Here is a 22,245-nt window from a genome sequence, read left to right as displayed (position 1 = left end):
TATGCATCACTGCCAAGTCGCGATCATCGGCGGTGGCCTGGTTGGCGCCAGCCTCGCCCTGGCGCTGCAGGAAGGTGCCCGCGCACGGGGCTGGAAAATCGTCCTGATCGAACCTTTCGCCCCCGGTAACAGCTTCCAGCCCAGCTACGATGCTCGGTCGTCCGCACTGTCTTTCGGCAGCCGGCAGGTCTACGAGCGCCTCGGCCTCTGGCAGGCCATCGCCCAGCGCGCCGAGCCCATCCTGCAAATCCACGTGTCCGATCGCGGACGTTTCGGTGCCGCGCGCCTGGCTGCCCTTGAAGAAGGCGTGCCGGCCCTGGGCTACGTGGTGGAGAACGCCTGGCTCGGCCAGTGCCTCTGGCAGGCCCTGGACGAGGAGGTGGTGACCTGGCACTGCCCGGCCGAAGTGGTCGGCATGCAGGCGCTGGAGGGTGGCTACCGCCTGACCTTGAACGACGAAACCCAGCTCGACTGTGACCTTGCGGTGCTGGCCGACGGTGGTCGCTCCGGGCTGCGCGAACAGTTGGGCATCGGCGTGCGGCGTATTCCCTACCGGCAAACGGCGTTGATCGCCAACGTCAGCCCGCTGGAAGCCCATCGCGGCCAGGCCTTCGAGCGCTTCACCGATGATGGCCCGATGGCCTTGTTGCCGCTGCCGGAAAACCGCTGCGCGCTGATCTGGAGCCGTCCGGGGGATGGCGCTGAGCGCCTCGCCCGGCTGGACGAGCGGCGTTTCCTCGACGAGCTGCAAGAGACCTTCGGCTACCGTTTGGGGGCTTTCCAGCAGGTGGGCGCGCGGCACCTCTACCCGCTCGAACTGGTGGAAGCCGAGGAACAAGTGCGCTCCAGCCTGGTGGTACTGGGCAATGCTGCCCACAGCCTGCACCCCATCGCCGGGCAGGGTTACAACCTGTCCCTGCGCGACGCCCAAGCCCTGGCCGAGGCGCTGCTGACCAGCGAACAGCCGCTGGGTGATATCGCCACCCTGCAGGGTTACCTGCAGCGCCAGCGCCTCGACCAGAACCTCACGGTAGGCTTCTCCGACCAGGTGACGCGCCTCTTCTCCAATGCCGAGCCGCTACTGGCCGCCGGACGCAACCTGGGCCTGCTCGGCCTCGACCTGCTGCCGCCGGCCAAGCGCTGGTTCGCCCGCCAGGCCATGGGCCTGGGCACCCGCCCGGACTGATCGGGCGTGCCTCATTCGTACACACAGGGAGCCTCAAGGCCTGATATGGAACTGCGCGCGGATCTGATCATTGTTGGCGCCGGCATGGTCGGCAGTGCCCTGGCCCTGGCGCTGAAAGACAGCGGCCTGGACATCCTGCTGATCGACGGCAGCCCGCTCAGCGTCAAACCCTTCGACGCGAGTTCGGCTTTCGAGCCGCGGGTCAGCGCGCTGTCCGCCGCCAGTCAGCGCATCCTCCTGCGTTTGGGCGCCTGGCCGGGCGTCATGGCGCGGCGCAGCAGCCCTTATTCCGAAATGCATGTCTGGGATGGTTCCGGCACTGGGCAGATCCACTTCTCGGCCGCCAGCGTGCATGCCGAGGTGCTTGGCCACATCGTCGAAAACCGCGTGGTCCAGGATGCCCTGATGGAGCCGCTGCACGACAGCGGCATCGGCCTGATGCCCGGTGCGCGCCTGGAGCGCCTGCGACGTTCCGGCGACGACTGGCTGCTGACCCTGGTGGATGGCCGCGAACTGCGCGCCCCGCTGGTGGTGGCCGCCGATGGTGCCAACTCCGCGGTACGCCGCCTGGCCGGCTGCGCAACGCGCGAGTGGGATTACCTGCATCACGCCATCGTCACCAGCGTGCGTTGTGCCGAACCGCACCAGCGCACCGCCTGGCAGCGCTTCACCGACGACGGCCCGCTGGCGTTCCTGCCGCTGGAGCGGGAAGGCGAGCACTGGTGCTCCATTGTCTGGTCGGTGACCCCCGCCGAGGCTGAGCGCCTGATGGCACTGGACGATGCCGGTTTCTGTCGCGAACTCGGCCGTGCCTTCGAATGGCGCCTGGGCGAGGTGCTCGGCGCCGACCCGCGCCTGTGCATCCCGCTGCGCCAGCGCCACGCCAAGCGCTATGTGGAAGAGGGGCTGGTGCTGATCGGTGACGCTGCCCACACCATCCACCCGCTGGCGGGGCAGGGGGTCAACCTCGGTTTCCTCGACGCGGCGGTGCTGGCGGAAGTCCTGCTGCACGCCAACGGCCGTGGCGAGCGTCTGGCTGATGAGCGCGTGCTGGGCCGCTACGAGCGTCGACGCATGCCCCACAACCTGGCGATGATGGCGGCGATGGAAGGCTTCGAGCGGCTGTTCCAGGCCGATCCGCTGCCGCTTCGCTGGCTGCGCAACAGCGGCCTGAAATGGGTGGACGGCATGCCTGAGGCCAAGGCGCTTTTCGTCCGCCAGGCCCTTGGCCTGTCCGGTGACCTGCCGGACCTGGCACGGGCTTGAACCTGGGGTGGGCACTTTCCCACCCCGGGCTTCTCTGATTCCTCAGGCAAAAGATACACACCCGGACATAAATCACCCTTCAGCTTGCAACTGAGGTTGACTATCATTCAGCCTTTGTCGCCATCAAGAGGTTCCAGCAATGTGGGCACGTAAGTCTCTTTTCGCGCTCCTCGCGCTCTCCGCCGCCGCCAGTTCGGCCCAGGCCGCCGAAGAAGTGGTGGTCTATTCCTCGCGGATCGATGAGCTGATCAAGCCGGTATTCGATGCCTACACCGCCAAGACCGGTGTGGAGATCAAGTTCATCACCGACAAGGAAGCCCCGCTGATGCAGCGCATCAAGGCCGAGGGCGAGAACGGCGTGGCCGACCTGCTGCTTACCGTCGACGCCGGCAACCTCTGGCAAGCCGAGCAGATGGGTATCCTGCAGCCCTTCACCTCGCCTCTGATCGACGCCAACATTCCTCCCCAGTACCGCTCCGGCAGCCATGCCTGGACCGGCCTGTCGCTGCGCGCACGGACCATCATCTACTCCACCGAGCGGGTGAAGCCGGAAGAGCTGTCCACCTACGAGGCGCTGGCTGACAAGAACTGGGAAGGCCGCCTCTGCCTGCGTACCGCGAAGAAGGTCTACAACCAGTCGCTGACCGCCACCCTGATCGAGACCCATGGCGCGGCCAAGACCGAGGAAATCCTCAAGGGCTGGGTGAACAACCTGGCCACCGACGTCTTCGCCGACGACAACGCCGTGATTCAGGCCGTGGATGCCGGCCAGTGCGACGTCGGTATCGTCAACACCTACTATTACGGCCGCCTGCACAAGGAAAACCCGAACCTGCGGGTGAAGATTTTCTGGCCAAACCAGGCTGATCGCGGCGTACACGTGAACCTGTCCGGCATCGGCCTGACCAAGCACGCCCCGCATCCCGAAGCCGCCAAGGCGTTGGTGGAGTGGATGACCACCGATGAGGCGCAGGGCCTGTTCGCCGGCATCAATCAGGAATTCCCGGCCAATCCGAAGGTCAAGCCGTCGGCAGAGGTGGCTGCTTGGGGCAGTTTCAAAGCCGACAGCATCCCAGTGGAAGTGGCTGGCAAGCGCCAGGCCGAAGCCATCAAGATGATGGACCGCGTCGGCTGGAACTGATCCGCCGCTGTGCCGCTATACTCGACGCCCCGGCCTGCCCGGGGCGTCCTGTTTTGATCCCCGAGAGGTTTGCGTGGCCCATCCCGCCCAGCGTCGCTGGTATCCCATCAGCTTTGCCGTCGCCGTCCTGGTTCTTCTGCCCCTGAGCGTATTGCTGCTGTCCTGGGGCGAGGTGGATGGGGAGATCTGGTCCCACCTCTGGGAAACCCAGATGCCGCGCCTGCTGGGCAACACCTTGATGTTGGTTGCCGGTGTATCGGTGGGGGTGACCGTGATCGGCGTTAGCCTGGCCTGGCTCACCAGCCTCTGCGAATTCCCCGGCCGACGCTGGCTGGACTGGGCGCTGATGTTGCCCTTCGCCGTTCCGGCCTATGTGCTGGCCTTCGTCTTCATCGGCCTGTTCGACTTCTCCGGCCCGGTACAGACCCTGCTCCGCGAGTGGTTCGGTAGCGGCCTGCGGCTGCCGCGCGTGCGCTCCACCGGTGGGGTGATCCTGGTGCTGGTGCTGGTCTTCTATCCCTACGTCTACTTGTTGGCTCGCGCGGCCTTCCTCGCCCAGGGCAAGGGCCTTATGGAAGCCGCGCGGGTGCTCGGACTGTCGCCTTGGCAGGCCTACTGGCGCGTCGCCTTGCCCATGGCGCGGCCCGCCATTGGAGCTGGCCTGGCCCTGGCCGTGATGGAGACGCTGGCTGACTTCGGTGCCGTGGCGGTGTTCAACTTCGATACCTTCACCACGGCCATCTACAAGACCTGGTACGGCTTCTTCAGCCTCTCCAGTGCGGCGCAACTGGCCAGCCTGCTGCTGCTGGGTGTCTGCCTGGTGCTCTACGGCGAGCGCCGTGCCCGTGGTGCCAGCCGCCCGGCGAGCGAACGACCGCGGGGCAAGGCGCTTTACCATCTGCACGGCATCAAGGCCCTGGCGGCCACCTCATGGTGCGCCCTGGTGTTCGCCTGCGCCTTCGTCATCCCCATGCTGCAGTTGCTGGTCTGGTTCTGGCAGCGAGGACGTTTCGACCTCGATGAGCGTTATGCCGGGCTGATCCTGCACACCCTCTACCTCGGCGGCATGGCTGCGCTGCTCACGGTCTGTGTGGCGCTGCTGCTGGCCTTCGCCCGGCGCTTGGCGCCGACGCGGCCGGTACGTGCTGCGGTGGGGCTGGCCAATCTCGGCTATGCGCTGCCGGGTTCGGTGCTGGCCGTGTCGATCATGCTGGCCTTCAGCTACCTCGACAGCCATCTGGTGATCCCGCTGTCCGGTTGGCTGGGTGGTGCCGGCAAGCCGCTGCTGCTGGGTAGTCTCGGCGCGCTGTTGCTGGCCTACCTGGTGCGCTTCATGGCGGTAGCCTACGGGCCGCTGGAAAACGGCCTGGCGCGCATCCGCCCGTCCCTGCCGGAAGCCTCTCGCAGCCTGGGTGTCGGCGGCCCGGCGCTGTTCTTCCGGGTCTACCTGCCCCTGTTGTTGCCCGGCACCCTCAGTGCTGCCCTGCTGGTGTTCGTCGATGTGCTCAAGGAGATGCCCGCCACCCTGCTGATGCGCCCATTCGGCTGGGACACCCTGGCTGTGCGCATCTTCGAGATGACCAGCGAAGGCGAGTGGGCCCGGGCCGCGTTGCCTGCCTTGACCCTGGTGCTGGTCGGCCTGCTGCCGGTGATCGGCCTGATCCGCCGTTCGGCACGGCGGATCGGCCACTGACGACGGGCGCAAAGGCGTCCGCAAGCTAGACCTGAACAGGGTCCCTTGCCGATTTTCCGACTCACGGCGGTACCGTTCGCTCACCGCTGGCTGGAGTGTCCAGTGCCTCACCTTGCGGCTACAATGCGCGCCATTCGTTGCGGCGTACCCTGCTGCGGCAGCGGAATTTTCCGCGCCCAGGGCCTGCCGCATCCTCGCCAAGCCCGGAAGGAGAAACCCATGGGACAGCGCACTCCATTGCACGACCAGCACCTGGCGCTGGGAGCCAAGATGGTCGATTTCGGCGGCTGGGACATGCCGCTGCACTACGGTTCCCAGGTCGAAGAGCACCACCAGGTGCGGCGCGACTGCGGTGTCTTCGACGTCTCCCACATGACCGTGGTGGATGTCTCCGGTGCCCAGGCCAAGGCCTGGCTCCAGCACCTGCTGGCCAACGATGTCGAGCGCCTGCAGGCGCCCGGCAAGGCCCTGTACAGTGCCATGCTCAATGAGCAGGGCGGGGTGATCGACGACTTGATCGTCTACCTCACCCAATTCGGCTACCGCCTGGTCGTCAATGCCGCTACCCGCGACAAGGACCTGGCCTGGATGCAGGCCCGCTGCCAGGGTTTCGATGTCCAACTGACCGAGCGCGCTGACCTGGCCATACTCGCCATCCAGGGTCCCAGTGCCCGTGCCAAGGTCGCCGAACTGTTGAGCACCGAACGTGCCGCGCTGATCCACGAGCTCAAGCCCTTCCAGGGCCTGCCCGACGGTGACTGGTTCATCGCCCGCACCGGCTACACCGGCGAAGACGGCCTGGAAATCATGCTCCCTGCCGACCAGACCGCCGGGTTCTTCAACGAGCTGGTGGGAGCCGGTATCGCGCCCATCGGCCTTGGCGCCCGCGACACCCTGCGCCTGGAAGCCGGCATGAACCTCTACGGCCAGGACATGACCGAAGAGGCGTCCCCGCTGGTGTCCAACATGGCCTGGACCATTGCCTGGGAACCGGAATCCCGTGACTTCATCGGCCGCCAGGCCCTGGAAGCCGAACGCGCTGCCGGAGTGGCCAGCAAGCTGGTCGGCCTGGTACTGGAGGAGCGCGGCGTGCTGCGTGCCCATCAGGTGGTGCGGGTGGAAGGCGTGGGCGAGGGCGAGATCACCAGCGGCAGCTTCTCCCCGACCTTGAACAAATCCATCGCCATGGCGCGCGTGCCGATGGCCACCGGCGATCGCGCCGAGGTGGAAATCCGCGGCAAATGGTTCCCGGTCCGCGTTGTGCGGCCGAACTTCGTGCGCAATGGCAAAGCCTTGATCTAAATTTGCAGGCGGGCCATCCGCCACAGTCTCTGAGGAACTCGACATGAGCAACATCCCCGCTGATCTGCGTTACGCCCCCAGCCACGAGTGGGCCCGTCTGGAAGCCGATGGCACCGTTACCGTGGGTATCTCCGACCACGCCCAGGAGGCCCTGGGTGACGTGGTCTTCGTCGAACTGCCGGAAGTCGGCAAGACCGTTGCCGCTGGTCAGGAAGCTGGCGTGGTGGAGTCGGTGAAGGCCGCCTCCGATATCTATGCGCCGATCGGCGGTGAAGTGATCGCGGTGAACGAGGCGGTCAGCGACGCCCCCGAAAGCGTCAACAGCGATCCGTACGGTTCCTGGTTCTTCAAGCTCAAGCCGAGCGACGTGGCTGAGCTGGACAAGCTGCTCGATGCAGCTGCCTACAAGGCCGCCGCCGACGCCGATAGCTGATTCTCCCGCTATCCTTCAAAAAGCCTCGCTAGTCGAGGCTTTTTGTTTTTCTGAAGAGGCCAAACGAGGTTCTGCCCCATGTCCCAGATGCCCTCGCTGTCCCAGCTCCAACAGCCCGACGCCTTCCTCCGCCGCCACCTGGGCCCGGACGAGGCGGAACAGCAGGCCATGCTCGAGGCCCTGGGCCTCGCCAGCCGCGACGAGCTGATCGTGCAGACGGTGCCGCCGGCGATTCGCCTGAACCGGCCCCTGGACCTGCCGCCGGCGTTGGATGAACAGCAGGCCCTGGCCAAGTTGCGCGGCTACGCGGAGCAGAACCAGTTGTGGACCAGCCTGATGGGCATGGGCTACTACGGCACGGTCACGCCCACCGTGATCGTGCGCAATGTGTTGGAAAATCCCGGCTGGTACACCGCCTACACCCCCTACCAACCGGAAATCGCCCAAGGGCGGCTGGAGGCGTTGCTGAACTTCCAGCAACTGACCATCGACCTCACCGGCCTCGATCTCGCCAGCGCGTCCTTGCTGGACGAGGCCACCGCCGCCGCCGAAGCCATGGCCCTGGCCAAGCGCGTAGCGAAATCGAAAAGCAACCTGTTCTTCGTCGACGAAGACTGTCACCCGCAGACCATCTCGGTGGTGCAGACCCGGGCCCAGGCCTTTGGCTTCGACCTGGTGGTGGCCCCTGTGGATAACCTGGCGCAACACCAGGTATTCGGCGCATTGCTGCAGTACCCGGACACCCATGGCGAAATCCGCGACCTGCGGCCTCTGATCGAACACCTGCACGGCCAGCAGGCGCTTGCCTGCGTCGGCGCCGACCTGCTCAGCCTGCTGCTGCTTACCCCGCCCGGAGAGCTGGGCGCCGACGTGGTATTCGGCTCGGCCCAGCGCTTCGGCGTGCCCATGGGCTACGGCGGACCCCATGCGGCGTTCTTTGCCACCCGCGACGACTTCAAACGGGCCATGCCGGGACGGATCATCGGCGTTTCCAAGGATGCCCGAGGCAATGTCGCGCTGCGCATGGCGCTGCAGACCCGCGAGCAGCACATTCGCCGTGAGAAGGCCAACTCCAACATCTGCACGGCCCAGGTGCTGCTGGCCAATATCGCCAGCTGCTACGCCGTCTATCACGGCCCCGAGGGGCTGAAGCGCATCGCCCAGCGGGTCCACCGGCTTACCTCCATCCTCGCCGAAGGGCTGGCGCGCCGGGGCATCCAGCGCGACAACCAGTACTACTTCGATACGCTCACCCTGGATGTGGGCGGCAGCCAGACCGCCATCATCGAATCGGCCAAGGCGGCGCGCATCAATCTGCGCATCCTCGGCCGCGGCAAGCTGGGCGTCAGTCTCGACGAGACCTGCACGGCCGACACCCTTGAAAAGCTGTTCTGCATCTTCCTCGGCGCCGACCACGGCCTCTCTATTCCCGAGCTGGACGCGTCGGTGCTGGTCCCGGGCATTCCAGCGGAGCTGCAGCGCAGCACGGGCTATCTCAGCCACCCGGTGTTCAACGCCCACCACAGCGAAACCGAGATGCTGCGCTACCTCAAGCAGTTGGAGAACAAGGACCTGGCGTTGAACCAGGCGATGATCCCGCTGGGCTCCTGCACCATGAAGCTCAATGCCACCAGCGAGATGATCCCCATCACCTGGCCGGAGTTCGCCAACCTGCACCCTTTCGCCCCCCGCGAACAGGCCCTGGGCTACAAGCTGATGATCGACGAGCTGGAAGACTGGCTTTGCGCGATTACCGGTTTCGACGCCATCTGCATGCAGCCCAACTCCGGCGCCCAGGGTGAGTACGCCGGGCTGCTCGCCATTCGTCGTTACCACGAGAGCCGCGGCGAGGGGCACCGCAATATCTGCTTGATCCCGGCTTCCGCCCATGGCACCAACCCGGCGTCGGCACAGATGGCGAGCATGCGCGTGGTGATCGTCGAGTGCGACCAGGACGGCAACGTCGACCTGGAAGACCTCAAGCGCAAGGCCGGTGAAGCCGGTGGCCAGCTGTCCTGCCTGATGGCCACCTACCCGTCGACCCACGGCGTCTACGAGGAAGGCATCCGCGAGATCTGCGAGGTTATCCACAGCCATGGCGGCCAGGTCTACATGGATGGCGCCAACCTCAATGCCCAGGTGGGCCTGGCGCGACCGGCAGATATCGGTGCCGACGTTTCCCACATGAATCTGCACAAGACCTTCTGCATTCCCCACGGTGGCGGCGGGCCGGGCATGGGGCCGATCGGCGTGCGGGCGCACCTGGCGCCCTTCGTCGCCAACCACCCGGTGATCGAGCTGAAGGGGCCGAATCCAGAGAATGGTGCGGTCAGTGCAGCGCCCTGGGGCAGTGCGAGCATCCTGCCGATCAGCTGGATGTACATCGCCATGATGGGGCCGGAACTGGCCGATGCCACCGAAGTGGCCATCCTCAGCGCCAACTACCTGGCCAAGCAGCTCGGCGATGCTTACCCGGTGCTCTACAGCGGGCGCAATGGACGGGTCGCCCACGAATGCATCCTTGACCTGCGGCCGCTCAAGGCGGAAACCGGCATTTCCGAAGAGGACGTTGCCAAGCGCCTGATGGACTACGGCTTCCATGCCCCGACCATGAGTTTCCCGGTGCCGGGCACGTTGATGGTCGAGCCCACCGAGAGCGAAAACAAGCATGAGCTGGACCGCTTCATCGAGGCGATGCTGAGCATCCGGGCCGAGATCACCAAGGTGCAGGCGGGCGACTGGCCGGCCGAGGACAACCCGCTCAAGCGCGCACCGCACACCCTGGCCGACGTGATCGGTCACTGGGAGCGTCCCTACAGCATCGAAGAAGCCGTCGCCCCCAGCGCCCATACCCGTGCCCACAAGTACTGGCCGACCGTAAACCGGGTGGACAACGTCTACGGCGACCGCAACCTGTTCTGCGCCTGTGTGCCGGTGGATGACTATCGCGAGTAGGCAAGTTCCCGGGCTGTGTCGGCTTTTTCTGAAGTCTCGCCCATGGCGTTGACCTGACCCGGGACGGGCGTCAAGGTGTGCCCCGCACTCCGCCCATGTGGACTCTCGTCGGCGTGGGACGTGTTCATCATGTGCTACCGGTGTGGGTAGCAACCCCTGAGCCCCGCTGCATGGCGGGGCTCTTTTTTTGTCCGGAGAAAACGCCCGCCGCGCATGGCTGGGCGATACGCGACGGCGTTGGGGCTCACTCTTCGGCGGCCAGAATCGCGCTGGCCAGCTCGCCGTCACTGGCTTTCAGGTCCGGGTGCTCGCTGCGGATGCGCTGCAGCGCGGCCTCCAGGTACGGGCCACGAATCTCGCCGCCGCTGGCGACGAAGCTGCTGGCGTCGTCGCGGGCCGCGACTATCAGTTTGTCGTCCTTGAAGGTCAGGTAGGTGGAGGCGGTGGTGGCGCCGGACGAAATGACGTCGCGCCAGAAGTCACTGTCGGCTATGGCCGACCCCACGGGCAGGGCGATCAGGGCGAGAGCGGCGGCATACAGGCGAGTGCGCATGGCGGTTACTCCGATTGCGGGTGGACCTGAACCATCAGATTCGGCCGCCTTTTGCGGAGTTCAACCTGGCTGCCAGTCGGTCATGGTGTCTCGCCAGGCCGGATCATTCCCGACGCAGTGCGGGGTCGTCGGGGTTCTGCTGTTCCAGTTCCGCCAGCAGCGCCTGGACTTTCTGGATCTGCCCGGCTTCGCGCCAGTAATTGATCAGCGCCAGGCGTGCCTCGCGGTTGGCGGGGTCGCGCTCCAGCAGCTCCTCCAGGCGGTGGCCGGCGGCTTCCAATTGGCCGCTGTCGTGCAGGGCTACCGCGTAGGCGTAGTCGTACGCAACGCTCTTCGGCTCCAGCCGGACCGCCTCGGCGAAGGCTTTGAGGGCGGCGGGCAGATCGCCTTTGCGAAGCAGCAACAGGCCGTTGGCGTGCTGCAGCAGTGCCGATTGCGGATGCTCCCGGATGGCCTGCTCGAGCAGGGCGCGGCCTTCTTCCCAGCGGAAGTTGCCGTCCAGCCATTGCACCAGGACTACCAGGGCCGGCAGGTAGGCCGGGTCGCGCTGCAGCGCGGTGCGCAGGCGCGACTCCACCTGGTCGGCGCGGCCGTCGGCCTGGTACAGCAGCGCCAGGTTCAGATTCGCCTCAGCGCGATCCTGCAGGCTGAGCTGTGCCGCTTCGTACTCGGCAATGGCCTTGCTCCAGCTCTTCTCGTAATTGCCCAGGCCCGTTGCGCGCATGCCCAGCAGCTCGCGGGCGGCGGCGATGCGCACCGCGCGCACCGGGTCATTCAGCAGGGGGGCCAGCAGGTTGCGGCGCTGCTCCGGCGGCACCAGGGCGCCCACTGCCCTGACTGCGGCCTCGCGCACCTGTGGTGCCGGATGGGGCAGGTCACGGGCGGCAGCCTTGAGGGCGCGTTCGCTGGGGTAGCTGGGCAGCTCGGCGAGCAGGGTGGCGCGGCGAATGGCCGGCAGTTCGCGGGATTCCAGTTGCTGGTAAAGCGCCCGCGAGGCACCTGGTCGGCCATTGCGGATCAGCCACAGGCTCTCGTCGTAGCGCGTCGCGTTGACCTTGCCTTCGCCGTACCAGAGGCGGAACTGCTCGGCGACCGTGTCGCCCGGCTGGTCGCGGTGGCAACCCAGGCAGGCATCCGTGGTGCCCAGACGCAGGGCGCGGGCCGGGTTGGGCAGGGTGAAGCCGTGGTCGTGGCGGTAGTCGTTGCCCAGGAACAGCTTGCCCGGCATGTGGCAATCCACGCACTGCGAGCCCGCCTCGCCCTGGGTGTGGTGGTGATGCTCGGGGCTGTCGTAGTTCTTCGCCTTCAGGCCCTTGCCGTCGATGCCCTCGATCCCGGCCTTGCCCGACGGGTTGTGGCATTGCAGGCAGAGGCCGTTGCCCGGCACCTTGAGCGCTGTGCTGTGGGGATCATGGCAGGTGCTGCAACGCAATCCTTTGGCGAACATCCGGCTCTGGGCGAAGGCGGCGTATTCGTACACCTCATCCTTGATCTTGCCGTCCAGCTCGAAGAGTTCACGGGTCAGCGCGCTGGGCAGATAGTCGTCCATCAAGCGCTTGTCGTGGTGATAGCCGTCATCCAGGGGCACGCGACGGGAATGGCAGCGTGCGCAGGTTTCCACCGACTTGATCCGGTCCGCCCGGGTCAGGTCGACATCGAATCCGGCGTTGGCCGCCTTGAGCGTCTTCGTTGCCCAGTCGAGGTGCCGGGACGCCGGGCCGTGGCAGGCCTGGCAGCCAACGCCGAGGCTGCTCCAGCGGCTGTCGTAGCGGTCGCTGGCCGGGTCGTAATTGCGCTGGTAGCCGGTGGTGTGACATTCCACGCAGAGGACGTTGGCGTTCTGCTGCGGACGGCTCCAGTGCTGCGGATTCCTTGCCTCCACGCCCTGGCCCGGCTGCAGCTTGAACCAGGTGCGCTGTTCCACGTCCCAGGCCACGTCCAGGGCTTGCAGGCGACCGCCGGGGGCGTCGACCAGGTACTGCTGCAGCGGCGCAACGCCGAAGGTATAGGCGACGCGGAAATCCGCCGGCTTGCCATCCGCGCCGGGGGAATTGACCCAGAAGCCACCGTCCTTGCGGAAGAACCGGGTGGTTTCCTGATCGCTCTGGAAGGTCGAATCGTTGAAGTCGCCTTGCACGCTGGCGTCGTTGGCTGCCTGCATCGCCAGCCGATGGTGGCTGCCTTGCCAGTCACGGGCCTGCTGGGTGTGGCAGCCGGCGCATTGCGCTTCGTCGACCATGCTGGCCGGCTGGCCGCTGGCCTGGGACGGCGCCTTGCCCGGCAGGGCGTCGCTTCCTCCTTTGACGAACAACCAGACAGCCAGGCCGATCAATAGCAGCAGGCCCGCGAGGACCGGGTAGACGGGGCGCCGGACAGGCCGGCGCGGGGGAATCTGGTGGTGCTTCGACATGCAGACGTCCGCTGTACTGGCAAGCGTGCTTCACGGTGGCGTGCAGATTCCGTGAATGCCCCGGAGGCCGTCAAGGCTGTCTGATGATGCGCCCGTGGATGCTTACCTCACCCCTACCCAAACCAGGCGGTCTGCCCGCTGGGCGTCAGGCCGGCTCAACCTTGAGCAGCACGCCGTCCTGGCCGATGACCCGCACCTGGCTACCGGCGGGCAGGTCGGGGCCGACCACCAGCCAGACGGAATCGCCGGCGCGGATCTTGCCCCGTCCACCGCTGATGGCTTCATGCAGGGCGAACTCGCGGCCAATGAACTCCTGTCCGCGCTGGTTCAGGCCGGGCTGTGCGGAGGGTTTGGCGGCGCTGCGCTGGCGCTGCCACCAGTACACCGCGGTGACGATCGAAAGCACGCCGAAGAGCAGAAACTGGATGGCCCAGTGCAGCTCCGGGACGATGAAGGTGAGCACGCCGACGCTGGCCGCAGCCACGCCTACCCAGAGCAGGTAGCCGCCGGCGCCGAAGACTTCGAGGATCAGGAGCAGGGTGCCCAGGGCCAGCCAGTCCCAGTAGGTCAGGTGCTGGAGGTAGTTCCACATCGGCTCAGCCCTTCTTGCTGTCGAAGGTGGCGCGGACGATCTCGCCAATACCGCCCACGGCGCCGATCACTTGGCTGGCTTCCAACGGCATCAGCACCACCTTGCTGTTGTTGGCACTGGCCAGGTTGCCCAGCGCCTCGATGTATTTCTGCGCGACGAAGTAGTTCACCGCCTGCACGCTGCCCTGGGCAATGGCGTCGGACACCATGCGCGTCGCTTCGGCTTCAGCCTGGGCGCCCCGTTCACGGGCCTCGGCTTCGAGGAAGGCGGCTGCGCGCTGGCCTTCGGCCTTGAGAATCTGCGCCTGCTTTTCGCCTTCGGCGGTGAGGATTTCCGCCTGGCGACGGCCTTCGGCTTCGAGGATCTGCGCGCGCTTGAGGCGCTCGGCCTTCATCTGGCTGGCCATGGCTTCCACCAGGTCCGCCGGCGGGGTGATGTCCTTGATCTCGATGCGGGTGACCTTGATGCCCCAGGGCGCGGTGGCTTCATCCACGGTGCGCAGCAGGCGCTCGTTGATCGAGTCGCGCTGGCTGAGCATGGCATCCAGCTCCATGGAGCCGAGCACGGTGCGGATGTTGGTCATCACCAGGTTGCGGATGGCGTGCTCCAGGTCGTTGACCTCGTAGGCGGCCTGGGCGGCGTTGACCACCTGGAAGAAGCACACGGCGTCGATGGTGACGATGGCGTTGTCGGCGCTGATGGCTTCCTGCGGCGGGATGTCCAGCACGCTTTCCATCACGCTGAGCTTGCGGCCGATGCGATCCATCACCGGCACGATGATGTTGAGGCCCGGTTTCAGGGTATTGGTGTAGCGGCCAAAGCGCTCCACGGTCCACTCGAAGCCTTGTGGCACGACCTTGAAACCCATGAACACGATTGCGATCGCAAGGACGACGAAGAGAATGACGACACTGCCGATTTCCATGGGGAAAGCTCCGTTTGCTGGCTGTGATTCTTGTTGGTCGGGGCCCCTCCGCCCCAAGCCGACAAGGATTTCATTTCTGCTCGCTTTGTGGCGTGACCCGCAGCACTTCTTCGATGGTCGTCAGGCCTGAGGCGACCTTCTGCGCGCCAGACAGGCGCAGGCTGCGCATGCCTTCCTTGAACGCGGCACGGCGCAGGGCGATGAGGTCAGTGTCGGCGGTGATCAGCGGCTTGACGGCATCGGACAGCAGCATGATTTCGTATACCCCGGCGCGGCCACGGTAGCCGGTATCGCGGCATTCCAGGCAACCGACAGCGCGATGGGCGCCGGTGGGCAGGGGTGCGCTCCAGGGTTTGGTCAGGTTGTTCCAGTCGTCCTCGGCGAGCGCCATCGGCGCCTTGCAATGCGGGCAGAGGGTACGTACCAGGCGCTGGGCCATGACCCCGAGCAGGGTGGCGCGCAGCAGGTAGTAGGGCACACCCAGCTCCAGCAGGCGGGTGATGGCGCTGGGTGCGTCGTTGGTGTGCAGGGTGGAAAGCACCAGGTGGCCGGTCAGCGCCGCTTGGATGGCCATCTCGGCGGTTTCCAGATCACGGATCTCGCCGACCATGATGATGTCGGGGTCCTGCCGCATCAGCGCTCGTACGCCACTGGCGAAGGTCAGGTCGATGTTGTGCTGCACCTGCATCTGGTTGAAGGCGCCCTCGATCATCTCGATGGGATCTTCGATGGTGCAGACGTTCACCTCGCTGGTGGCCAGTTGCTTGAGCGTGGTGTAGAGCGTTGTGGTCTTGCCCGAGCCGGTGGGGCCGGTGACCAGGATGATGCCGTTGGGCTGGTTGGTCATGCTCTGCCAGCGGCGCAGGTCGTCCTGGGAGAAACCGAGCTGATCGAAGCTCTTCAGCAGCACCTCGGGGTCGAAGATCCGCATCACCATCTTTTCGCCGAAAGCGGTGGGCAGCGTAGACAGGCGCAGCTCCACTTCGCCGCCGTCCGGGGTCTTGGTCTTGACCCGGCCGTCCTGGGGTTTGCGCTTCTCCGCCACGTTCATCCGCCCGAGGCTCTTCAGGCGGCTGACTACCGCCATGGTGACCTGGGGCGGGAACTGGTAGACGGTATGCAGCACGCCGTCGATGCGGAAACGCACCGTGCCCTGTTCGCGGCGCGGCTCGATGTGGATGTCGCTGGCGCGTTGCTGGTAGGCGTACTGGAACAGCCAGTCGACGATGTTGACGATGTGCGCGTCGTTGGCGTCCGGCTCCTGGTCGCTGGCGCCGATCTTCAATAGCTGCTCGAAGTTGCCGACGCCGCTGGTCTTCTGGTCCACGGCGCTGGCGCCGCTGACCGACTTGGCCAGGCGGTAGAACTCCAGGGTGAATTTCTGGATGTCGATCGGGTTGGCCACCACCCGCTTGATCGGACGCTTGAGCACGTGGGTGAGGTTGCTTTCCCAGCTCTGTACGAAGGGCTGCGCGCTGGCGATGGTCACCGCTTCACTGTCGACGGCCACAGCGAGGATCTTGTGGCGCTGGGCGAAGGCGTAGGACATCAGCGGGGTGATGGCGGCGACGTCGATCTTCAGCGGGTCGATGCGCAGGTAGGGCTGGCCGGCGTGCTCGGCCAGCCAGTGGCTGAGGGTCTCCAGGTCGAGCTTCTTGCCGGGGCGCTTGAGGTCGTCCACCTGCTGCGCGGCGAGAAACTCCAGGGGGTGCTGTTGGTTGTTCACCGCGCTACGGCGAATAGCCAGGCAGTGCTCGGCCTGGTCCTGGCTCAGGCGGCCCTGGGCCACCAATTCGCGCATCAGGTCGTTGAGGTCCAGCCAACGGTCCTGGGCGGGTGAGGCAAAGGCGGACATGCAAGCTCCTCGGTCACGCTGCTCAGTCTGGAAGAGTAGTCAATCGCTCTTCTCGCGGGACGGCAAGCATGCCCGATTCGCCAGCATTCGGCTAAGCGCTGGATCAAGGAACGGAAGCCTGTTCCAGCTCAACCGAGAACACGCTGACCAGCGAACGCATTTTCTGCGCGATGACTTCCGCCCGGTGCGGCGTCAGCCCTGGTTGGCGCAGTTGCACCAGCAGGTTGTCGCCCAACTGATTGGCCTCCAGCCAGCGCGGCACCAGCTGCAGCTGGGCGAAGAAGGCGAGCAGGCGACCGAGGATGTCGGCTTCCGCCTCGGCGAGGATGGCGAACTGCATCTCGCCAGCGTGGAGCTGGGCGGTGCGCGGGTGCCAGTGGTCTTCGCGGAGGGCGGGGGCGGTCTGCAGGCTGAGCATGGAAGATTCCTCGGTGGGGATGCCGATAGTTTTCCAGCCTGAATGGGGATTTTTCTGCCTGAATTGCGTTGCTAGGTAGAATATTTGGATAAACTTTCCGGGTAACTCGAAAAGCGGGGAAATTTTATGTCCGTCACCCTGGATGTCTACGACAAACGCATTCTCGACCTGCTGCAGGAGGATGCCAGCCTGTCCACCGCCGAGATCGCCGAGCGGGTGGGGCTGTCCCAATCGCCCTGCTGGCGGCGCATCCAGCGCCTGAAGGATGAGGGCGTGATCCGTTGCCAGGTCACCCTGCTGGACCGCCGCAAGGTCGGCCTCAACGCGCAGATCTTCGCCCAGGTGAAGCTCAACGCCCACGGCCGCTCCAACCTCACCGAGTTCGCCGAGGCCATGCGCCAGTTTCCCGAGGTGCTGGAGTGCCATGTGCTGATGGGCGCGGTGGATTTCATGCTGCGCATCGTCACCAGGGACATCGAGGCCTACGAGCGCTTCTTTTTCGAGAAGCTGTCGCTGGTGCCGGGGATCCAGGAGGTGAACTCCATCGTGGCGCTGTCGGAGATCAAGTCGACCACCAGCTTGCCGGTTGGGCAGGGGCTGTAGGGGCGATTTCAATCGCCAGGGGCGGCGCGGCTGACCTATCAGGCTCTACCTGATTGGCGAACCTTCGGCTCGCTTGGCGAATGATTTCGCCCCTACAAAAGCGTTCTCAGGGGGCCTTGTCGCCGTCCGTTAGCACCGCCTGCTCCTTCGCAAGCTTCCCCGCCTGGTGCGGCGGGGAGAGCCCCATGGACAGGTAGATGCCCGTCAGTCCGTCGACACCCATGTCCGCCGGGCGCACCCATTCCACCGGGACGTAGATCAGCCCGCCGCCCACCGGGATAGGCGCGGTGGGCACGAGCACGGCGCAGTACTGGCGGCCTTCCAGTTCGAAGGATTCCGAGCTTGGGCGCAGCGCCAGCACGGCTGCACCGTCACCGCCGAAGAAGCACCAGACCGGGCTCATGGCAGCGATATCGGCGTTCTTGCTGCGATCCAGCAGGCCGACGAAACGGTCGGCCAGGCTGTACAGGCTGCCCACCAGCGGCGCCCGGCGCAGGGTCATGTCCAGCAGCCAGGCCAGTGGCCGGCGCAGGCCGAGCTGCACCGCCAGGCCCAGGGGATAGAGGCTGCCCAGCAGCACCAGGGTGCCGACCAGATACGCCAGCACCGGATTGCTGGCGAAAGGCTGGCCGAGAGCACCGAGGAGCTGGCCGATCACCGTGGACGGCCCCACCAGCTTGTTCAGCAGGCTCACCAGCCAGGCCAGCAGCGCCAGGGTCAGCACCAGCGGCAGCAGGGCCAGCAGGCCGGTCAGCCAGGTGGTGACCGCGGAGCGGAAGCTTTGCCTGAGCATGGTGGCGTTTCCGTTTTACTTGGCCAGCGCCTTCCAGCTGCGCAGGCTGATCAGGGTCTGCGCCTGCTCGCCGCGTGCGGCCAGTACTTCGCCGTCCAGCGGCAGGGCCGCCAGCTCAGCGAACTTGGACAGTTCGCCATAGGCGCGGTCGACCTCCGGCACGTCCAGCACCTGGCGCGCCAGGCGCAACCAGACCAGCAAGCGCTCGATGCGCGGCAGTTGCTCGGCCAGGTCCTCGGGCTGGCGCTTGTAGCGCTCCAGCTTCAGGGCCTCGGCTTCCTCGCTCAGCAGGCGCGGCAGCCAGTTGCCCAGCGGCGCCTTGCCTTGGCGGTTGCCGCGCTCATTGCGCTCGACGGTCCAGGCGCGGGTCAGCAGCCAGCGGGAGGTATTCAGGGAGAACAGGCCCCAACGGGTGCCCTGCAGTTCTTCGGCGAACTGCTGCGGCGCGCCGTGGCGCACGGCCTCGTCCAGCTCACCGGCCTGGAGACGCGGGCGCCAGTCCTTGAGCAGGGCATCCAGGGTTTCGCGCAGCTCGTGGCTGCTGGTGCGCGGGGCGGCCTGGCCGAGGCTGCCGATCAGGGCGCGCAGGTCGATCAGTTGCTGCAGCCAGTCCACCAGCAGCTTCCAGTGGCCGTTGAAGCGGTACTGCTCGGCCAGGCGCTGGCTGCTGCCCAGCAGGTGCCAGGCGAGCGCGGCGAAGGCATCGTCCAGCGACAGTTCCGCCGACAGTGCGGGCGCCGGCAGGCTGAGGTGATAGCTGTTGGCGTCATGGAGGCGGTAACCGCGCTCGGCCTTGCTGATATCGCAGGGCATCAGCGGCAGGTCGGCGGCCAGTTCGGCGGCCAGTTCCAGCAGGGCCTCGGGTTCGCCCTGGCGCAGCTCCAGCTCCAGCTCGCAAATCTCTTCCTGTTGCTTGCCAGCGATCACCTTGCCCAGGTCCAGGGCGGCTTCGATCACCACCTTGGCCTTGCCGCGACCCCAGGCGATCTCGGCGCGGTCGCGATTGAAGTCGGTGGTGAAGATCGGCTTGAGCTGCTCCTTGTCCAGTTCGGCCAGGCTGGCGGGCCAGCAGTCGTCGGTGAGTTTCTTCGGGTCCAGCTTGGCCTTGTCCAGGTACCAGTCCCACTCGTTGCGCTCGGACAGCCCGGCGACGCTCTGGCCACGGGTCTTGAGGGTCTGGATAAACTGTTCGCCGTCACGGCGCAGGCGCAGGGCCACGCGGGCCTGGGCCAGGTCGCGCTCGGGCGTGTCGAAGTACTGGTTGAAGAGTTCGCGGCGTTCCCAGCCGGACTTGTTGCGCTTCTTCAGCAGCGGGTGGTCGCGCAGGGCTTCCAGGGTCTCGCGGCTGGCGCGAAGCTTGATTTCGGTCTCTTTGTTCATCGCCGGGGTCTTTAGACGCAGCCAGGGGGTGGCTACCAAGGCGGTGAAGTTTACAGGACAGGTCCGCACCTTGCCGCAGCGGTTTCGCCCGGCGCGGGCTTGGGCCTATGATGATCGCTTGTCCGTGGAGGTCCCCGATGCCCGTTCCAGACCTGAAATCGCAGTTCGCCGCGTTGATCGCCACGCCTTCGGTGAGCTGTACCCAGCCCAGTTGGGACCAGTCGAACCAGGCGGTGATCGAGCTGCTGGCCGGCTGGCTCGGCGATCTCGGTTTCCGCTGCGAGATCCAGCAGGTGGCGCCTGGCAAGGCCAACCTGCTGGCCACCTACGGCTCGGGCCCCGGTGGCCTGGTGCTGGCCGGCCACAGCGACACGGTGCCCTTCGATGCCGCCCTGTGGAAAACCGACCCGCTGAAACTCAGCGAGGTGGGCGACCGCTGGTTCGGCCTGGGCAGTTGCGACATGAAGGGATTCTTCCCGCTGGCCATCGAGGCCGCACGCGGCCTGCTGGACCAGCCGTTCCGCCAGCCGCTGATCATCCTCGCGACCTGCGATGAGGAAAGCTCCATGGCCGGCGCCCGCGCCCTGGCCCAGGCGGGGCAGCCGCTGGGCCGCGCGGCGGTGATCGGCGAGCCGACGGGTTTGAAGCCCATCCGCCTGCACAAGGGCGTGATGATGGAACGCATCGACATCCTCGGGCAGAGCGGCCACTCCTCCGACCCCAGCCTCGGCCACAGTGCCCTGGAAGCCATGCATGCGGTCATGAGCGATCTGATCGAATTGCGCGGCGAATGGCAGCAGGAGTTCCGCAACCCGCAATTCACCGTGCCGCAGCCCACCCTCAACCTCGGCTGCATCCACGGCGGCGACAACCCCAACCGCATTTGCGGCCAGTGCAGCCTGGAGTTCGACCTGCGCCCGTTGCCGGGCATGAATCCGGACACCCTGCGTGCGGTGATCCGCCAGCGCCTGCGGCCGGTTGCCGAGCATTACCAGGTGAAGATCGACTTCAAGCCGCTGTTCCCGGCGGTACCGCCGTTCGAGCAGTCGCCGGAAAGTGATCTGGTACGCGTGGCCGAACGTCTTACCGGGCATACCGCGCAGGCGGTGGCCTTTGGCACCGAAGCGCCGTATCTTCAGCAGCTCGGTTGCGAGACCCTGGTACTCGGCCCCGGCGATATCGCCTGCGCCCACCAGCCGGACGAGCACCTGGAACTGTCACGGATCGAGCCTACCGTTGCGCTACTGCGCCAGCTCATCCAGCATTACTGCCTTTAATCCGCCACCACGTACTGATCGAGAGGGTTTCCGTTGATGCTCATGCGACGACGATAACGCGCCGCCTTACTCTCATTCCCAGAACCGCTGGGAGTCGCACTCGTCATTTCGCTTAACCAAAGGCTCACGGAACCATGCCTGACTACGTCAACTGGCTGCGCCACGCTACCCCCTACATCAATGCCCACCGGGACTGCACCTTCGTTGTGATGCTGCCCGGCGAGGGCGTCGCTCACCCGAACTTCGGCAACATCGTCCATGACCTGGTGTTGCTGCACAGCATGGGCGTGCGCCTGGTGCTGGTGCACGGCTCGCGCCCGCAGATCGAGGCGCGCCTGGCAGCCCGCGGCCTGACCCCGCATTTCCATCGCGATCTGCGGATCACCGACGGCCCGACCCTGGAATGCGTGATCGATGCCGTGGGCCAACTGCGCATCGCCATCGAGGCGCGCCTGTCCATGGATATCGCCGCGTCACCCATGCAGGGCTCGCGGTTGCGGGTGAGCACCGGCAACTTCGTCACCGCGCGGCCCATAGGCGTGGTCGACGGCATCGACTACCACCACACCGGCGAAGTGCGCCGGGTGGACCGCAAGGGTGTCGGCCGCCTGCTCGACGAGCGCACCATTGTGCTGCTGTCGCCACTCGGCTACTCGCCCACCGGGGAAATCTTCAACCTCGCCTGCGAGGACGTGGCCACCCGCGTGGCCATCGACCTGGGGGCGGACAAGCTGATCCTGTTCGGCGCCGAGCGTGGCCTGATCGACGAGTCCGGCAAGCTGGTGCGCGAATTGCGCCCGCAACAGGTGCCGCCGCATCTGGCTCGGCTTGGCAACAACTACCAGGCCGAGCTGCTCGATGCGGCCGCCCAAGCCTGCCGCGCCGGGGTCAAGCGCAGTCACATGGTCAGCTACGCCGAGGATGGCTCGCTGCTCACCGAGCTGTTCACTCGCGACGGTGGCGGCACCCTGGTGGACCAGGAACAGTTCGAGTCCCTGCGCGAGGCCACCATCGACGACGTCGGCGGCCTGATCGACCTGATCACCCCGCTGGAGGACCAGGGCATCCTGGTACGCCGCTCGCGGGAAGTGCTGGAACGGGAGATCGAGCAGTTCACCATCGTCGAGCGCGACGGGCTGATCATCGCCTGTGCGGCGCTCTATCCCATCGCCGACTCCGACACCGCTGAGCTGGCCTGCCTGGCGGTCAATCCGGAGTATCGCCACGGCGGCCGCGGCGATGAACTGCTGGAGCGTATCGAGGAACGCGCCCGTGCCATGGGGATGAAGACCCTGTTCGTCCTCACCACCCGCACCGCGCACTGGTTCCGCGAGCGCGGCTTCCAGCCCAGTGGCGTCGAACGCCTGCCGGCTGCGCGGGCGTCGCTGTACAACTTCCAGCGCAATTCTCAGGTGTTCGAGAAGACGCTGTGAACCACGTGGACCAAGCTGGCAAGGCCTTAC

General features: G+C 66.1%; 18 protein-coding genes. 10 read left to right on the top strand and 8 right to left on the bottom strand.

Features of this window, described 5'->3' with window-relative positions; translation table 11 throughout:
* Window position 1: 1 nt before the first annotated feature.
* The 7 genes from ubiH (at window position 2) to gcvP (ending at window position 9,976) form a co-directional block, all read left to right on the top strand.
* Window positions 2-1,186, top strand: a complete 1,185-nt coding sequence (gene ubiH / locus FFS60_RS10445) for a 2-octaprenyl-6-methoxyphenyl hydroxylase (protein ID WP_028626816.1) — start codon at window positions 2-4, stop codon at window positions 1,184-1,186.
* Window positions 1,187-1,237: 51 nt separating this feature from the next.
* On the top strand, window positions 1,238-2,452 hold the full coding sequence (locus FFS60_RS10440) for a 2-octaprenyl-3-methyl-6-methoxy-1,4-benzoquinol hydroxylase (protein WP_162144801.1): 1,215 nt from the start codon (window positions 1,238-1,240) through the stop codon (window positions 2,450-2,452).
* A 139-nt stretch (window positions 2,453-2,591) separates the two neighbouring features.
* The gene (locus FFS60_RS10435) at window positions 2,592-3,593 is read left to right on the top strand and encodes an extracellular solute-binding protein (protein WP_137821940.1); all 1,002 of its coding nucleotides are present in this window, start codon (window positions 2,592-2,594) and stop codon (window positions 3,591-3,593) included.
* A 73-nt stretch (window positions 3,594-3,666) separates the two neighbouring features.
* Complete coding sequence (locus FFS60_RS10430; protein ID WP_028626813.1) at window positions 3,667-5,286, top strand: iron ABC transporter permease; 1,620 nt, start codon at window positions 3,667-3,669, stop codon at window positions 5,284-5,286.
* A gap of 219 nt (window positions 5,287-5,505) precedes the next feature.
* Window positions 5,506-6,588, top strand: coding sequence for a glycine cleavage system aminomethyltransferase GcvT (gcvT, locus tag FFS60_RS10425; RefSeq protein ID WP_137821939.1), 1,083 nt, complete (start codon window positions 5,506-5,508; stop codon window positions 6,586-6,588).
* A 43-nt stretch (window positions 6,589-6,631) separates the two neighbouring features.
* Entirely contained in the window at window positions 6,632-7,021 is a 390-nt protein-coding gene (gene gcvH / locus FFS60_RS10420) for a glycine cleavage system protein GcvH (RefSeq protein ID WP_137821938.1), read from the top strand.
* A gap of 78 nt (window positions 7,022-7,099) precedes the next feature.
* Window positions 7,100-9,976: an aminomethyl-transferring glycine dehydrogenase gene (gcvP, locus tag FFS60_RS10415; RefSeq protein WP_137821937.1), complete on the top strand. Its 2,877-nt coding sequence runs from the start codon at window positions 7,100-7,102 to the stop codon at window positions 9,974-9,976.
* Window positions 9,977-10,220: 244 nt separating this feature from the next.
* Here the strand turns inward: gcvP and FFS60_RS10410 are convergent, their stop codons facing one another.
* The 6 genes from FFS60_RS10410 to FFS60_RS10385 all read right to left on the bottom strand — a co-directional run bounded on the left by FFS60_RS10410 (window position 10,221) and on the right by FFS60_RS10385 (window position 16,729).
* Window positions 10,221-10,529, bottom strand: coding sequence for a DUF2388 domain-containing protein (locus FFS60_RS10410; protein WP_137821936.1), 309 nt, complete (start codon window positions 10,527-10,529; stop codon window positions 10,221-10,223).
* Window positions 10,530-10,632: 103 nt separating this feature from the next.
* Entirely contained in the window at window positions 10,633-12,939 is a 2,307-nt protein-coding gene (locus FFS60_RS10405) for a tetratricopeptide repeat protein (protein WP_137821935.1), read from the bottom strand.
* A 145-nt stretch (window positions 12,940-13,084) separates the two neighbouring features.
* Complete coding sequence (locus FFS60_RS10400; RefSeq protein ID WP_028626807.1) at window positions 13,085-13,531, bottom strand: NfeD family protein; 447 nt, start codon at window positions 13,529-13,531, stop codon at window positions 13,085-13,087.
* A gap of 4 nt (window positions 13,532-13,535) precedes the next feature.
* Window positions 13,536-14,456 carry an SPFH domain-containing protein gene (locus tag FFS60_RS10395; protein WP_028626806.1) on the bottom strand — a complete coding sequence of 307 codons (921 nt, stop codon included), beginning with the start codon at window positions 14,454-14,456 and terminating at the stop codon, window positions 13,536-13,538.
* A 70-nt stretch (window positions 14,457-14,526) separates the two neighbouring features.
* Window positions 14,527-16,311: a GspE/PulE family protein gene (locus tag FFS60_RS10390; RefSeq protein WP_028626805.1), complete on the bottom strand. Its 1,785-nt coding sequence runs from the start codon at window positions 16,309-16,311 to the stop codon at window positions 14,527-14,529.
* A gap of 103 nt (window positions 16,312-16,414) precedes the next feature.
* Window positions 16,415-16,729, bottom strand: coding sequence for a hypothetical protein (locus FFS60_RS10385; RefSeq protein ID WP_028626804.1), 315 nt, complete (start codon window positions 16,727-16,729; stop codon window positions 16,415-16,417).
* 126 nt (window positions 16,730-16,855) lie between these two features.
* Between FFS60_RS10385 and FFS60_RS10380 the strand changes: the two genes are divergently transcribed.
* Window positions 16,856-17,332: an Lrp/AsnC family transcriptional regulator gene (locus FFS60_RS10380; RefSeq protein ID WP_028626803.1), complete on the top strand. Its 477-nt coding sequence runs from the start codon at window positions 16,856-16,858 to the stop codon at window positions 17,330-17,332.
* Between the two features lie 106 nt (window positions 17,333-17,438).
* On the opposite strand, the gene FFS60_RS10375 is transcribed toward FFS60_RS10380, so the two are convergent.
* Entirely contained in the window at window positions 17,439-18,125 is a 687-nt protein-coding gene (locus FFS60_RS10375; RefSeq protein WP_137821934.1) for a DUF502 domain-containing protein, read from the bottom strand.
* Between the two features lie 15 nt (window positions 18,126-18,140).
* Entirely contained in the window at window positions 18,141-19,505 is a 1,365-nt protein-coding gene (locus FFS60_RS10370) for an inorganic triphosphatase (protein WP_137821933.1), read from the bottom strand.
* 137 nt (window positions 19,506-19,642) lie between these two features.
* Here FFS60_RS10370 and argE point away from each other — a divergent pair, with 137 nt between their 5' ends.
* Window positions 19,643-20,782 (top strand): acetylornithine deacetylase, encoded by a 1,140-nt coding sequence (argE, locus tag FFS60_RS10365; protein WP_028626800.1) that lies wholly within the window; start codon window positions 19,643-19,645, stop codon window positions 20,780-20,782.
* 134 nt (window positions 20,783-20,916) lie between these two features.
* On the top strand, window positions 20,917-22,215 hold the full coding sequence (gene argA / locus FFS60_RS10360) for an amino-acid N-acetyltransferase (RefSeq protein ID WP_028626799.1): 1,299 nt from the start codon (window positions 20,917-20,919) through the stop codon (window positions 22,213-22,215).
* Window positions 22,216-22,245: the final 30 nt, after the last annotated feature.

Source organism: Pseudomonas sp. D(2018) (genome assembly GCF_005502555.1).
GTDB classification, from domain to species: Bacteria; Pseudomonadota; Gammaproteobacteria; order Pseudomonadales; family Pseudomonadaceae; genus Metapseudomonas; species Metapseudomonas resinovorans.
Note: the sequence above shows the minus strand (reverse complement) of the source record. Positions and strands in the feature narration are given on the sequence as shown.